The 13,981-nt window shown below is 68.6% G+C and carries 13 protein-coding genes; 8 read left to right on the top strand and 5 right to left on the bottom strand.

Features of this window, described 5'->3' with window-relative positions; all coding sequences use genetic code 11:
- Positions 1-6 precede the first annotated feature (6 nt).
- The 3 genes from wzt (at position 7) to rsgA (ending at position 3,225) form a co-directional block, all read left to right on the top strand.
- On the top strand, positions 7-849 hold the full coding sequence (wzt, locus tag ACFOW8_RS04285; RefSeq protein WP_378545728.1) for a galactan export ABC transporter ATP-binding subunit Wzt/RfbE: 843 nt from the start codon (positions 7-9) through the stop codon (positions 847-849).
- Between the two features lie 71 nt (positions 850-920).
- Complete coding sequence (gene glfT1 / locus ACFOW8_RS04280; protein WP_378545725.1) at positions 921-1,952, top strand: galactofuranosyltransferase GlfT1; 1,032 nt, start codon at positions 921-923, stop codon at positions 1,950-1,952.
- A 238-nt stretch (positions 1,953-2,190) separates the two neighbouring features.
- On the top strand, positions 2,191-3,225 hold the full coding sequence (gene rsgA / locus ACFOW8_RS04275; RefSeq protein WP_378545722.1) for a ribosome small subunit-dependent GTPase A: 1,035 nt from the start codon (positions 2,191-2,193) through the stop codon (positions 3,223-3,225).
- Between the two features lie 129 nt (positions 3,226-3,354).
- On the opposite strand, the gene ACFOW8_RS04270 is transcribed toward rsgA, so the two are convergent.
- Positions 3,355-3,633 (bottom strand): hypothetical protein, encoded by a 279-nt coding sequence (locus tag ACFOW8_RS04270; protein ID WP_378545719.1) that lies wholly within the window; start codon positions 3,631-3,633, stop codon positions 3,355-3,357.
- 1,033 nt (positions 3,634-4,666) lie between these two features.
- Between ACFOW8_RS04270 and ACFOW8_RS04265 the strand changes: the two genes are divergently transcribed.
- A complete protein-coding gene (locus tag ACFOW8_RS04265; protein WP_378545716.1) occupies positions 4,667-5,053 on the top strand; it encodes a hypothetical protein in 387 nt (128 codons plus the stop codon).
- 137 nt (positions 5,054-5,190) lie between these two features.
- Positions 5,191-5,562, top strand: coding sequence for a hypothetical protein (locus ACFOW8_RS04260; RefSeq protein WP_378545714.1), 372 nt, complete (start codon positions 5,191-5,193; stop codon positions 5,560-5,562).
- Positions 5,563-5,609: 47 nt separating this feature from the next.
- Here the strand turns inward: ACFOW8_RS04260 and ACFOW8_RS04255 are convergent, their stop codons facing one another.
- Positions 5,610-7,508: a glycosyltransferase gene (locus tag ACFOW8_RS04255; protein ID WP_378545712.1), complete on the bottom strand. Its 1,899-nt coding sequence runs from the start codon at positions 7,506-7,508 to the stop codon at positions 5,610-5,612.
- Positions 7,509-7,586: 78 nt separating this feature from the next.
- Entirely contained in the window at positions 7,587-8,111 is a 525-nt protein-coding gene (locus tag ACFOW8_RS04250) for a GtrA family protein (protein WP_378545710.1), read from the bottom strand.
- Between the two features lie 154 nt (positions 8,112-8,265).
- Here ACFOW8_RS04250 and ACFOW8_RS04245 point away from each other — a divergent pair, with 154 nt between their 5' ends.
- Both ACFOW8_RS04245 and ACFOW8_RS04240 read left to right on the top strand, forming a co-directional pair.
- Positions 8,266-9,231: a glycosyltransferase gene (locus tag ACFOW8_RS04245; protein WP_378545707.1), complete on the top strand. Its 966-nt coding sequence runs from the start codon at positions 8,266-8,268 to the stop codon at positions 9,229-9,231.
- Complete coding sequence (locus tag ACFOW8_RS04240; RefSeq protein WP_378545705.1) at positions 9,228-10,763, top strand: DUF2142 domain-containing protein; 1,536 nt, start codon at positions 9,228-9,230, stop codon at positions 10,761-10,763. The genes ACFOW8_RS04245 and ACFOW8_RS04240 overlap by 4 nt, the downstream gene beginning before the upstream one ends.
- Here ACFOW8_RS04240 and rfbB read toward each other — a convergent pair whose 3' ends face one another.
- Positions 10,764-11,765 (bottom strand): dTDP-glucose 4,6-dehydratase, encoded by a 1,002-nt coding sequence (gene rfbB, locus ACFOW8_RS04235; protein ID WP_378545702.1) that lies wholly within the window; start codon positions 11,763-11,765, stop codon positions 10,764-10,766. It abuts the gene before it with no gap.
- A gap of 279 nt (positions 11,766-12,044) precedes the next feature.
- Here rfbB and ACFOW8_RS04230 point away from each other — a divergent pair, with 279 nt between their 5' ends.
- The gene (locus ACFOW8_RS04230) at positions 12,045-12,743 is read left to right on the top strand and encodes a hypothetical protein (RefSeq protein ID WP_378545699.1); all 699 of its coding nucleotides are present in this window, start codon (positions 12,045-12,047) and stop codon (positions 12,741-12,743) included.
- 65 nt (positions 12,744-12,808) lie between these two features.
- Here the strand turns inward: ACFOW8_RS04230 and ACFOW8_RS04225 are convergent, their stop codons facing one another.
- A complete protein-coding gene (locus ACFOW8_RS04225; protein ID WP_378545696.1) occupies positions 12,809-13,858 on the bottom strand; it encodes an alpha/beta hydrolase in 1,050 nt (349 codons plus the stop codon).
- Positions 13,859-13,981 lie beyond the last annotated feature (123 nt).

Here is a 13,981-nt window from a genome sequence, read left to right as displayed (position 1 = left end):
CTGGCGATGAGCCGTGTGAGTATCGAAACCCAGCAGGCCTGGGTCGAGTTCCCCATCTTCGACGCCAAGTCGCGGTCGCTGAAGAAGGCGTTCCTCGGCAAGGCCGGTGGCGCGATCGGCCGCAACAGTTCCGATGTGGTGGTGGTCGAGGCACTGCGCGACATCAACCTGTCGCTGAAGGAAGGCGACCGGGTCGGCCTGGTCGGGCACAACGGCGCGGGCAAGTCGACGCTGCTGCGGCTGCTGTCGGGCATCTACGAGCCCTCGCGTGGCAGTGCCCGCATCCGTGGCCGGGTGGCGCCGGTCTTCGACCTCGGCGTCGGCATGGACCCGGAGATCTCCGGCTACGAGAACATCATCATCCGCGGGCTGTTCCTCGGGCAGACCCGCAAGCAGATGATGGCCAAGATCGACGAGATCGCCGACTTCACCGAGCTCGGCGAATACCTGTCGATGCCGCTGCGCACCTACTCCACCGGCATGCGGGTGCGGCTGGCGATGGGTGTCGTCACCTCGATCGACCCCGAGATCCTGCTGCTGGACGAGGGCATCGGCGCGGTCGACGCCGAGTTCATGAAGAAGGCGCGCACCCGGCTGCAATCCCTGGTGGCCCGCTCGGGCATCCTGGTGTTCGCCAGCCACTCCAACGAATTCCTGGCGCAGCTGTGCGATACCGCGATGTGGGTCGATCACGGGCAGATCCGTCAGCACGGCGGTATCGAAGAAGTCGTGCGGGCGTATGAGGGTCAGGACGCGGGTAACCACGTCGCACAGGTGCTGCGTGAGCTGGAGGCCGAGAACGCGGCAGGCGCGGACGGCGAGCGAGAACTGGAGAAAAACCAGGCATGACAGGTCAGCGGCCGGAGGCGGCAGCGCGCGTAACCACGCCAGGCCGCCCGAGCACGCCAGGAGTGCGCAGCATGACAGGTGACGACGCCAAGCAGGCCGTGCCCGGCGGGTTCAGCATGACCGATCGGCTGGAGGCCGAGTCCGCCGTGCTGCCCGACGACGCCGAGCTGCCGCCGGGCGCCGAGCCGGCCGATCTGCGGACCGAGACCGGCCCGCAGGCGCGGATCATCGGCGTTGTCGTCACGCACAAGCGCCGCGAGTTGCTCGCCGAGTCGCTGAAGGTGCTCGCCTCGCAGTCGCGGCCGCTCGACCATCTGATCGTGGTCGACAACGCCAATGAGGACGAGGTCGCCGAGCTGGTCGCCCAGCAGCCGATCGAGGCGACCTATCTCGGCTCGCGGCACAATCTCGGCGGCGCGGGCGGTTTCGCGCTCGGCATGCTGCACGCGCTCACGATGGGCGCGGACTGGGTGTGGCTGGCCGACGACGACGGCCGTCCCGACGGCCCCGAGGTGCTGGCGACGCTGCTCGACTGCGCGCGCAGGCATCAGCTCGTCGAGGTGTCGCCGGTGGTGTGCGATATCGACGAACCCGACCGGCTCGCCTTCCCGCTGCGCCGCGGCGTGGTGTGGCGGCGGCTGCGCTCCGAGCTCGGCGACGAGGACTTCCTGCCCGGTATCGCCTCACTCTTCAACGGCGCGCTGATCTCGGCCAAGGCCGTCGACCTGATCGGGGTGCCCGATCTGCGGCTGTTCGTGCGCGGCGACGAGGTGGAGGTGCACCGACGGCTTGTCCGTTCCGGCCTGCCGTTCGGTACCTGTCTGCAGACGGCCTACCTGCACCCGAACGGTGCCGAGGAGTTCAAGCCGATCCTCGGCGGGCGCATGCACACCCAATACCCGGACGATCCGGTGAAGCGCTACTTCACCTACCGCAATCGCGGGTACCTGATGTCGCAGCCCGGCATGCGTAAGCTGCTGCCGCAGGAGTGGATCCGGTTCTCCTGGTTCTTCCTGGTGACCAGGCGCGATCCGGCCGGTCTGCGGGAGTGGTTCCGGTTGCGCTCGCTCGGCCGCAACGAGCAGTTCGGCAAGCCGGACTGATACCCGCGTCCAGCCGATCGCAGGCCCTTCCGGGGTCGTGGGAAAAATCGGTTGCCCGGATCGGGGAAGTGGGGCAGAGTTCAGGGTGACGTTGGAGAGGAGGTGGATGTCCGTGAGCACACACGTGTGGGTTGCTGTGCCCGGGGCCCGCGAGTACGCGGCGGCCCTGGCTGTTTCGGACATCACCCCTACTCGCTGAACCCTGGTCGGGTTCAGCGCCCGACGAAGGATCTCAGCAATGGTCGATTACGACCGTCTCGTCCCTTACGGCTGGACCGAAGCCGTAGCTTCCGAATATCTCCCCGCGCTCACCGAGGGTCTGACTCCGGCGCGCATCGTCCGGATGGACCGCAGCGAATGCGATGTGGTGACGCCCACCGGACCGGCACGCGCCGGTTGTCCACGGGAGATCACCGGGCTGTGCACCGGCGACTGGGTCGGCATCGACGCCGACCACACCGTGCGGCAGTTGTTGCCGCGGCGCTCGGCGATCGTGCGATCGTCGGTATCGGGGCGTTCGGTCGCCCAGGTGCTGGCGGCCAATGTCGACACCGTGCTGATCTGTACCGCCGCCGATGGTGATGTCGACCTCGGGCGGATCGAACGGATGCTCGCGCTGGCCTGGGAAAGCAACGCGATGCCGGTCGTGGTGCTCACCAAAGCGGATGCGGCCGTGGATATCCCGCTCGACGAGGTGCGTGCGGTAGCCCCTGGAGCCACGGTGCTCGCGGTGAGTTCGGCGGCCGAGACCGGGCTGGACGTGCTCAACGCGCTGCTCGACGGCACCGTCGTGCTGATCGGGCCATCCGGCGCCGGCAAGTCCACGCTCGCCAACGCGCTGCTCGGCGCCGAGGTGTTCGCCACCAACGCGGTTCGCGCCGTCGACGGCAAGGGCAGGCATACCACGGTGCACCGGGAGTTGCGGCCGCTGCCCGGCGGCGGCACGCTCATCGACACCCCCGGTCTGCGCGGCATCGGCCTCTACGACGCGGCAGACGGGATCGGCAAGGCGTTCAGCGATATCGAATCACTCGCCGCTGATTGCCGTTTCGCCGATTGCGCGCACCAGAGCGAACCCGGCTGCGCCGTGCTCGCCGCGCTGGCCGATGGCACGCTCCCCGAGCGCAGGTTCGCGAGCTATCGCAAGCTGGCCAAGGAGAACGAGTGGATGGCCGCGCGCACCGACAGGCGGCTTGCCGCCGAACGGGAACAGGTTTGGCGGACCATCGCGAAGCAGCAACGCCGCCACTATCGCGAGCGCGGGCGTCGCTGATCGGTGCGCAAGATCGCCGGGTCGTCCCGGCCCGGCGATCTTGTTTCGAACGACAGCCGGCAGGGTATCTCGGACGGAGCCGAACCAGACCGGCCGCGACCTCGCGGTAGGGTTCGGGCGCACGATTCGCTATTCGGAGGGATTGATGAGTAACCCCGGCGATTCTCCCCACGATCCCGGCCCCGCCGAATCGGATAGCGCAGCCGTCCCTCCCCGGCCCGCGACCGGCGACGCGGACATCTCGACTCCATCGGCGACCAGCAGCTCCGGGAGCACGGACATCCCCGCCGCACCGACAACCGCGAGCCACAGCAGTGCGGACATGCCGACCACGCCTTCGCCCGACAGCCACGGCAGTGCGGACATGCCAGCCACGGCGGCCATCAACGACACAGGCGGCGCGGCCACCTCGCCTGTGCCTGCCAGCGAGGACCGGGGAATCCCGGACAGGGCGGGTGTACAGCCGCTGGATCGCGGCGTGCTCGGCGCACTGCTGCCGCCAGGCGAAAGCCCCCTGCCGCTACCCAACCCGACCCCACCGGGCGAGGGCATGCTGCCACCCGGTCCTGGAATGCCGCCACCACACGCCGGTGGCCCGGCGATAGAACATGTCCACCCGAGCCCCGTCCCGCCGCCGGGGCATCCGCCCGCCGGACAGGTTCCACCACCGGCACCGGGAATCCATGGCACACCAGGCCCGGCCCTCGACTTCGGCCTGCCTGCGCACTCCGATCCCGCCGCACCAGAGCTCGGCCTGCCACCCCGACACGACGATGCGGCACCCGTCGTCGGACAACAGCCCGGCACGCATAGCGTCGGGCCGGGCACTCAGGGCAGTCCCTTTGTCCCGCACGACAGTCCGCATGGAGGGCCGAGCGCTCCGGGGATGGGTCTTGCCATGTCCGGCTCCGTCCCGCCCTGGCCTGCGCCGCCACCGGCCGGGCCGGTGCCGCGAGTCCCACCGGGCGCACCGGGGTTCGGACCGCATTCCGCGCCGCCGAGTAGCCCGGGCATGGGGCTGGTCCCGGCGGGGGCCTTCGTACCACCGCCTGTGCCCACCGGGTTCGGGCCTGTCCCGCCGCCTGGACAGCAGCCCGGATTCGGGCCGCCGCAGAATCCGCTGGTCGGGCAGGCGCCGACGCCACCGCCAGGGTACGGGCAACCCTTGGGCGGGCACCGATTCGGCCATACGGGCGCACCGCCGGTTGGGTCGGGATCATTCGACGGCTTCGCGGCCACGGCGACCGGCCCGACGCAGGCCGGGCTCGGCCCCACCGGATTCACGGCAGCACCCGGCGCACAGCCGACCGGCCCCGGCAGCGGCTTCACTGCCGCAGCACCCGGCACACAACCGGCAGGCCCTGGCAACGGCTTCACACCCGCGACACCCGGCACGCGACCGGGCGGGCCCGCCGCGCAGCCATCAGTCGGGCAGCATGGCGTGAATCCTCCTGGGATCACGATCGATTCGTCGTATCTGTGGACGGCGTTCATGCTGTCCCTCGTCTCGCCGAAGATCTTCGTGAACGGTCAGCCGGTGCCGACCGCGCGGTGGGGCCAGACGCACGTGCCGGTCGGGCCGGGGCAGTACCACGTGCGGGTGGTCACGCCGTGGATGTTCGATATGGGGCCGGCCGAGATCCAGGTCCCGGTGAATCCGGGGCCGGGCACGAAGGTCTACTACAAACCGCCCGCCGCCTTCTTCCTCGCAGGCGCGATAGGGCCGGTGCCACAGCGCACCCCCGGTCTCGCCTTCGTCTGGCTGCCGGTGGCCGCGCTCGTTGCGGTGGTGGCGGCTGTTGTGGTGCTGGCCGTGGCGGGGATCTGAACATGCGCCAACCGCCACAGCCTCGGCCCGGCCCGAATGGCTTCCCGCACGGGCAATTCGCCGGTCCGGCGGGTCCGCAGCCGGTCGTGGGTCCACCTGGTAATCCCCAGCCGTGGGCGAATCCGCCGGGGATCACGGTGGATTCGTCATACCACTGGACGTCGGTCGGGATTGGCTGGTTCATCAAGCCACGGGTGTTCGTGAACGGGCATCCGGTGCCGGGTGCGCGCTGGGGACGGACTCATATCCCGGTCGGTGCGGGCAGCTATCACGTCGAGGTGGCGGTCTCGTCCGGTTCGAGTTCGGTCGTCGGGATTCAGGTGCCCGTCGGGCCCGGTGCGGGTACCACCGTCTACTACAGCGCTTCAGCCCTCGGATTCGCCAAGGGCGCGATCGGTGCCGAGCCGCAGCGATCGCCGCGCGCGATCCCGGCCATCGTTCTCACGATCGCCGCGCTGGCCTACGCAGTCTGGTCCATCGGTGGCCTAGCACTGAACATCGCGTTCTGACCACGGAAAACGCCGTGCCGGAGGATGTTCCGGCACGGCGTTCGCGATCAGTTCGCGTCGATGCCGTACAGCCGCGCCCAGTTCTCGCGGCTGGTGAGTTCGGGGACCGCGGCGCGGTACTCGGCCTGGAGCGCGGGCAGTTCCTTGCGGAGCTTGCGCAGGGTGCGGTAGGCGCGAATCAGCAGGGCGCGGGCACGGGCCTTGTCGCGGCGGCGCACCCGCACGCCCGACTGGGAGGCGTCGGTGACGACCACGTGGTCGAACAGGCCGACATGCCACCAGTGCGCGTCCTCGCGGGTGACGCCGATCAGTCCGTGCTGGGTACGCCCGGTCCACTGCGCGATCGCGCGCTTGATCAGCACCAGCGTGATCCGGCTCGGCTCGCCACCGGCTCGGCGGACCTGGATGTCGGCGGAGTTCACCGGCGGCGTCGCGGCCGGATGCTTGACGGTCTCCGGGTAGTCGGCGCGGCTGGCGCGGGCGGCGGCCAGTGCCTCGATACCGCCGTCGCGCAGCACCTTCGGCCCCTTCATGAAGTCCTCGATGCCCTGCAGCGTGGTGTGCACGAGGCCGTACTGCATGCCGACCAGGTGCTCGGCGATGTAGCGGAAGAAGTCCTTGGTGATCGCCTTGCCGTCGAGCTCGGTGTGCAGCGCGGCGACGATGAGCGAGTTACGGGTGGAGAAGTAACGCGCCCAGTCGTCGTAGTCCTTCCAGTAGAAGTCGGCGTGCCAGACGGCGGCGTTGGGGAGCGTGACGGTGACGAAACCGTGCTCACGGGCGCGGACGCCGTACTCCACGTCGTCCCACTGGAAGAAGATCGGCACCGGCAGGCCGATCTTGGCGACCACCTCGGCCGGGATCAGGCAGGTCCACCAGGCGTTGTAGCCCGCGTCGACGCGGCGCTCCTGGTTCTTCTTCAGCATCGAGGTGTTGCGCAGTGCCTTCGGCACCTTCTGGCCGTGCTTGAGCTCGCCGAGCCGCACGTCCTCCGCCCCGACATTGAGGTAGTCGGGATTGAGCAGGAACAGCATCTGCGCGCCGACCAGCGTCGGCTCGACGGTGAGGTTGGCGAAGGCCTGCAACCGCAGTACGGTTTCCGGCTCGCAGAGGATGTCGTCGTCCATCAGGATCACATCGGCGTGCTCGTTGGCCGCCGACACCTCGTACAGGCCGCGGGTGAACCCACCCGCGCCACCGAGATTGGGCTGCCGGAGGTAGCGCAGCTTGTCGCCGAAATCGGGGCGGACCTGCTGGAACAGCGGCCGGTCCTCGACCAGGTCGGTGCCCTGGTCGACGACGTAGACCGCGTCGATGGCACCGAGCACGGTCGCGTCGGAGGCCAGCGCGGCCACCGTGTGCGCGCAGTCCTCGGCCCGGTTGAAGGTACAGATCGCGATGGCGACCGGGCGCACCTTCTCCGGCGCCTGCGCGGTCCAGGCCAGCTCGGTGATGTCGAGGTCGCCGCCGATCGCGTCGAACTCGAGCCACAGCGCGCCGCCGTCGACGTACTGGTCGAGCGGAGCGCTCAGGCTGACGGTGCCGCTGGAGGTGGCCACCAGCGAGGCGATGATGCGGCGGTGCCCGGCGATGTCGGAGGCGACCAGGCGCACGTTCGCCTTCTTGCCGACACCGAGGTTCGCGGTCACGGTGACCTCGGTGACGGTGGTCCAGCGCTGCCAGTAGCTGGCGGCGAACCGGCCGAAGTAGGTGTTGGTGTGCGCGGTGGCGCCCTTGGGCAGGTGCAGCGAGAGCCGCTCGCGAACGGCGGCACCCCCCTTGACGACGGCATACAGTTCGTCACTCACCCTGGCCGATGGGCCGGTGAAAATTCCCCTGGCCAGCACCAGTCGCTCCGGCGCGGCATGTTCACCGCGTAGGGAGGCTGGCGCGGCCTCGCGCCGATCGTCCGATGCGGTCACGGCTCGGGTAGCCGACTGGTCCATGAAGTCCTCGAAATTCTCGGTGTTGGCCGCCGCTGCGGGCGGTGGTGAGACTATCAATCGCCCAGCACCGCCGCGTCGTCAGTGAGGCGTTGCCGCGCCCCGCGCGTGTTGCTCCGCGGTGGCCGCCGAACCGGTGAAAACGAACTTGTCGTAGGCCCAGTAGCGGAACACCACGGCCACGATCTGGCCGATGAGCGTGCCCGAGATGTTGTCCGACATGGGGCTGGACAGGTCGAGCACATAGCGGGAAAAGCCGAGGCAGCCCAGTTGCAGGCCGATCGCTATCACGTTGAACAGGGCGTACAGCAGGTATTCGCGCCCTGGGCTTTCGGTCTTCTTGTGCGCGAAGGTCCACCACTTGTTGCCGAAGTAGGTGACGACCGTCGCCACCCCGATCGCGATGATCTTGGCGGGCAGCGGAGCGTGATAGAGGACACCTTCGGTGAAGGAGAATCCGCCGTCCCAGAACACCAGCAGGTTGTAGGTACCCGCGTCGACAAGGAATCCGATCGCCCCGACGACGAGGAACGCGGCGCCCTGCCGCAGCGCCGTGCGGACCTTCGACACGAACGATTCCGGCGGCGAGACCTCTGGTTGTGACACGCCCCGACGGTAGCCGACCTCGCCCGCCGGGATCATGCGCCACCGGACGTTCGGCGATCGGCGAAAATCTCCAGGAACCGGGGTGAGCGAATCGCCATCGCGCTGTGTAACCTCCGGATGACTCCATTGCTGCCGACATCGAGGATTGACCCGGGTGGACTCCACCGAGCTTCGCATTGCCGCCGTGGTCCCCTGCCACAACGAAGAGGCCGCGGTCGCCAAGGTCGTCACCGACCTCAAGGCCGCCGTGCCGGGGATCGTCGTCTACGTCTACGACAACCTGAGCACCGACCGCACCGCCGAACGCGCTGGTGCGGCCGGGGCGATCGTGCGCTACGAGAACACCAAGGGCAAGGGCAATGTGGTTCGCCGCGCCTTCGCCGACATCGAAGCCGACGTCTACGTGATGATCGACGGCGACGACACCTACGAGGCGTCGGCGGCACCGCTGATGATCAAGACGCTCCTGGACGGCCCCTACGATCACGTGCTCGGCGTGCGCAAGCAGGACGAGCAAGCCAACGCCTACCGGTCCGGTCACGAGACCGGCAACAAGGTGCTCAACGGCGTGGTCGGCAAGGTGTTCGGCGAGAACGTCGAGGACATGCTGAGCGGGTTCCGGGTGTTCTCCCGCCGCTTCGTCAAGAGCTTCCCCGCGGTCTCGCGCGAGTTCGAGATCGAGACCGAGCTGACCGTGCACTCGCTGCACCTGCGGGTGCCGCAGACCGCAGTACAGGTGGGCTTCCGCGACCGGCCGGCGGGCAGCGAGTCCAAGCTGCGCACCTACCGCGACGGCACCAAGATCCTGGCGCTGATCCTCGGTCTGGCCAGGCACGAACGCCCGGTGGCGTTCTACGGCCTGTTCGGCACACTGGCCTGGCTGGTCTCGATCGTGCTCTCGGTGCCGATCGTGATCGAGTTCTACAACACCGGTGAGGTGCCGCGCTTCCCGACGCTGTTCCTGGCGTTCACACTGGTGCTGCTCGGCAGCCTGGCCTGGACCGCAGGCCTGATCCTCGACGGCATCCGGCGCTCCCGCCACGAGGCGGCGCGCCTGATCTACCTGCGCTATTCCGCCGTCGGCGCCGCCGATCCCGCCACCACCGGAGAGCGTCGGTGACGACCTCGACCGAACCGGACACCACCGTCGAGAACAGCGTGACCACCGCGCCCGCACCGCGCGCCAAGGATCGGGTCCTGGCTCCGGTGCGCGCGCTGACCGCACGGCTCGGCGCGGCCACCGTCGCCTTCGCGGTACTCGCGACGGTGTTCGGCGCGCTGTTCGCGGTACTCACCCCGCCGTTCTGGGGACATGACGAGCTCACCCAGTTCGGCAGGGCCTACCAGGTCGCGCACGGCGGAGTGTTCCCGCAGCGCATCACCGACGATCGCGGCGTCGCCTACGGCGGCGACATCCCGGTGAGCGTCGACGCGCTGATGGACTACGCCTTCCGCGACTACAACGACAACCCCGACGAGCCCGGCGCGATGGTCGCCGACCCCGGCGCCTACGACCGGCTCGGTGCCGCGGAGATCAGCGCGGCCACCAAGCAGATGTGGTTCACCAATACCGCCGCCTATTCGCCGGTGCCGTATGTGCCCGCCGCGACCGGGATCCGGCTCGGCGAGGCGCTCGGCCTCAGTGTCGGTGGGATGTATCTGCTGACCCGGCTCGCCGGGCTGGTCGCCTATCTCACGGTGGCGGGCTTCGCGCTGTACGCGCTGCGCGGGCGGCGCAGTCAGTGGCTGGTGTTCACCGTCGCGGTCTTGCCGATCGCGCTGTTCCAGGCCGGGACGGTCACCGCGGACACGCTCACCAACGCGCTCGCGATCATGGTGTCGGCGCTGGTGTTGAAGGCGCTGTTCCTCGGCGATCGGTTGAGCAGGCTCGAAACCGGCGCGCTGCTGGCCGCGACCATCGCGCTGCCGCTGAGCAAGCCGACCTATGTGCTGCTCGCCATGCTCGTGGTGGTCGTGCCCGCCGACCGGCTCGGTTTCACCGGAAAGCTGAAGCTGGTGCCCGCGGCGTTCGCCGCGACCGGCGCCGCGTTGTTCCTGGCCTGGACCAAGGTCGCGGCACCGACCGGTGAGGGCATGGGCCTGATGCGCCCGCAACACCAGTGGTACGAGGTGCGCCCGGGCGAGCAGTTGAAGGGGATCCTGAGCGATCCGGTGCAATTCGTGCACACCTTCGGCGAGAGCATCGCGCTGCGCGATCACCGCTGGTTCAGCCAATTCTTCGGTGAACTCGGCTTCGCCTATGTGGACGTGCCCGCGATCTCCATGCTGGCCTGCCTGATCGCGTTCGCGGTGAGCTTCGGCATCGCCGATCGGTGCGACAGCGCCACCGCGACGTTCAAGCGGACCATGATCGTGGCGCTGACGGTGCTGGCGAGCGTGGCCATGGTCTACGTGACGCTGTACATGTCGTTCACGCCGGTCGATTTCTACATCATCGATGGCGTGCAGGGCCGGTACTTCGTGCCGCTGGCGATCATGGGGCTCGCGGTGCTCGCACGCTGGGTTCCGTTGCGGCTCACCGATGCCGACGGGGTGACGCCCACCCGCGCGACGGCGATCACCGTGGTGTGCGCGTCGTCGTTCGCGCTGGTCGCCGCGGCCGCGACGTACTACACCGTGGTCTGGGGATAGCTAGAGGGTCTGCTCGCCCGCTGCCGCGTAGGCCCGTTCGGTGGCGGCCTTCTTGGGCCGCCACCAGTCCTCGTGCTCGCGGTACCAGGCGATGGTGTCGGCGAGCCCGGCCCGGAAGTCGGCGTAGCGCGGCGCCCAGCCGAGTTCCGCGCGCAGCAGACCGGCGTCGATGGCGTAGCGCTGGTCGTGACCGGGTCGATCCGTCACGTGATCGAAGTCGGTGGGCTCCCGGCCGAAGGCCTCCAGAATCATCTGCACGACGGTGAGGTTGTCGAGTTCACCGTCGGCGCCGATGAGGTAGGTCTGGCCGATCCGGCCGCGGTCGAGAATGTCCCAGACCGCGCGATTGTGGTCGTCGACGTGAATCCAGTCGCGCACCTGGTGCCCGGCGCCGTAGAGCCGGGGGCGCACGCCGTCGATCAGATTGGTGATCTGGCGGGGGATGAATTTCTCCACGTGCTGGAACGGGCCGTAATTGTTGGAGCAGTTCGACAAGGTCGCGCGCACCCCGAACGACCGGGCCCAAGCCCGAACCAGCAGATCACTGCCTGCCTTTGTCGCCGAATACGGGCTCGACGGGTTGTAGGCGGTGCTTTCGGTGAACGCCGGATCGGCCGGGGCGAGATCACCGTAGACCTCGTCGGTGGAGACGTGGTGGTAGCGCACGTCGTGGCGGCGCACGGCTTGCAGCAGCGAGTAGGTGCCGACGATATTGGTCTGCACGAACGGCCACGGTTCGGCCAGTGAGTTGTCGTTGTGTGATTCGGCGGCGAAATGCACCACGGCGTCGACACCGCTGACCAGATTGTCGACCAGATCGAGATCGGCGATGTCACCGTGCACGAATTCGATCTGCTCGGCGACCGCATCCAGCGATGCCCGGTTTCCCGCGTAGGTGAGCGCGTCCAGGACGGTCACCTGGGTATCCGGGCGCGTGGCCACGGTCTGCTGGACGAAATTCGCGCCGATGAAGCCGGCTCCGCCGGTTACGAGCACTCGCACCGGGCCAACGATACGTGCTCACCGAACGCTCGAGTGACCCGAGTACGCAGCAAATGTGATTTCTACCACTATATGACACAAGAGGTTTAAGACCTGGGGTCGGGTTTTCAGAGAAACGCATGGTCAATGCTCAGGTTTCCAGCGCCGCACCGCGATTGGGGTATCGGCGGTGAACGGATTTTGAAGCAACCGACACAGCCGGTTCATCCCGCGTTAGCTACCGCGGCTTTTGATCTACCCGTCCCCCTCCGAAAGTCCAACATCGAGGTTCACCGAAAAATGCTGATGAGGAAATTCGCCGCCACCTCGGCGCTGCTGATCGCCGCCCTCGGCGTCACCGCAGGCACCGTGCACGCCCAGGCGCCCGAAGAGGTCGCACCGATCAACTACACCGCCGAAATCGTCGACGAATCCAAGGCCGTCATCACCACCGACGTCGGCTCCCTTGTGGTCGAAGACGGCGCTTTCAAGATCAAGGCCGCCAACGGCATGACTGTCGCGGGAACCCCGCTGTCGTTCCGCCTCGACGAGTTCGAACTCCCGATCGCGGCCGAGATCTCGGGCAACACGGCCGTGCTGACCCCGCAGCTCGACCCGGCCAAGGCCGTCTACAAGCCGGTCGCCCTGCCCTACGAGGACCAGGCCGAGTTCAAGACCGAATACGCCCGTGAGCAGGCCGCCTGGTCGCGCCTGACCTCCACCATCTCGATGGGCGCGACCATCGGCACCCTCGTCGGCGGCCTGAGCGGCGCTGCCATCGGCTGCATCGCCGGTGCCGCGGCCGGCCTGGTGGCCACCGGTGTCCTGCTCGCGCTGTTCGGCGCGGGTCCGATCGCCGGTTGCGCTGTCGGTGCCGCCGGTGTCGGTTTCCTCGGTGTCATCCTGGGTCAGATCTTCGTGACCGCCCCGGTCGCGATCGGCGCTGTCATCCAGTACTTCACCACCATCAACGCCCCCTTCACCCCGCCCGCCAAGTAGTCCGCGGGCCGCACGACGGCCGACGCCCCCGCCCGGAGCGATCCGGGCGGGGGCGTCTCGTGTGCTCAGGCGGTGCGGGCGTGCTGGGACTCGCCGAGCGCGCCGCGCACGAACTTGGCCACCCGGCCGAGCACCGACCTGCTCTCCGGCATGCCGGGCAGGATGCTCATGAACGCGTGCACCTGTCCGCGCCAGAGTTCCAGCGTCACCGGCACGCCCACCGCGGTGAGCCGGTGGGCCATCACCTCGCAGTCGTAACGCAGCACCTCGTCCTCGGCGGCGATGAGCAGCACCGGCGGCAGTCCGGCCAGGTCGGCGTCGACCGGCGACATCGGCGGATCGAGCGGACCGTCCGAACCGAGCCGCACGACGGCGGCCAAGCCCGACAGCGGGATGTAGGCGTCGCGGCGCGCGTTGACGTAGTTCTGCTTGGCCTCATGGTCGAGGTCGAGCAGCGGGCTCAGTCCAACCAGCGCCGCGGGCAGCGGCAGTCCGATCTCCCGCGCGCGCAGCGCGCTCGCGAAGGTGAGGTAGCCGCCCGCCGAATCGCCGGCGAAGGTGATCCTGGCCGGGTGGGCGCCGTGGCGAAGCAACCAGCGGTAGGCGAGCACGCAATCGTCGATGGCCGCGCCGATCGAGCGGCCCGGCAGCTGCCGATATTCGACATTGAGCACGGCCAGCCCGGTCCGGCGCGCGATCCCGGCGACGATCGCGCGGTGCGACTGCAGCCCGCCGACGGCGAAGCCACCGCCGTGCATGTACAGCACGGCACCGTGGCGCAGCGCGCGCGATCCGCCTGCAGGCCGCACCATCTCCATCTTGAAGCCGTCCATGGTGATCTGCTCGCGCTCGATACCGTGCGGTTCCGGCCGCAGCCGGGACAGCAGATCGACGGCGACGGCGCCGACCGGAATGGTGGTCCGGTTGATCGGCACTGTCCGCAGCAACGGCCCGATCACCCCGATACACGCGCCCATCAGCACCCGCGAGGCGGTGCTCGTTCGCCCAGAGTTGACGATGATGCCCTGATCAGGCCGGTCCACAGCCTTCTTCACCGCCACGGCCGGGGTGATCGCACCCACGACGCCGGGTCCGGGGATCTTCGATGCTCCCATCGCGCACCTACCTCACACTGGTGCGTCGACCCCGAAACCGGCACAGCTCGCCCGGCTCCGATGTCGGCGCTGACATCTAAATCGGTGATGTTTCACACATCGGCGTTCACCTAATCAGACAAA

It is taken from the genome of Nocardia rhizosphaerae (assembly GCF_042650365.1).
Lineage (GTDB): Bacteria > Actinomycetota > Actinomycetes > Mycobacteriales > Mycobacteriaceae > Nocardia > Nocardia rhizosphaerae.
Note: the sequence above shows the minus strand (reverse complement) of the source record. Positions and strands in the feature narration are given on the sequence as shown.

Bases quoted from the DNA above. Each gene is read 5' to 3' on its own strand.
- wzt (WP_378545728.1), top strand. From the start codon at position 7: ATGAGCCGTGTGAGTATCGAAACCCAGCAGGCCTGGGTCGAGTTCCCC.
- ACFOW8_RS04230 (WP_378545699.1), top strand. From the start codon at position 12,045: ATGCTGATGAGGAAATTCGCCGCCACCTCGGCGCTGCTGATCGCCGCC.
- ACFOW8_RS04255 (WP_378545712.1), bottom strand. From the start codon at position 7,508: ATGGACCAGTCGGCTACCCGAGCCGTGACCGCATCGGACGATCGGCGC.
- rsgA (WP_378545722.1), top strand. From the start codon at position 2,191: ATGGTCGATTACGACCGTCTCGTCCCTTACGGCTGGACCGAAGCCGTA.
- ACFOW8_RS04225 (WP_378545696.1), bottom strand. From the start codon at position 13,858: ATGGGAGCATCGAAGATCCCCGGACCCGGCGTCGTGGGTGCGATCACC.
- glfT1 (WP_378545725.1), top strand. From the start codon at position 921: ATGACAGGTGACGACGCCAAGCAGGCCGTGCCCGGCGGGTTCAGCATG.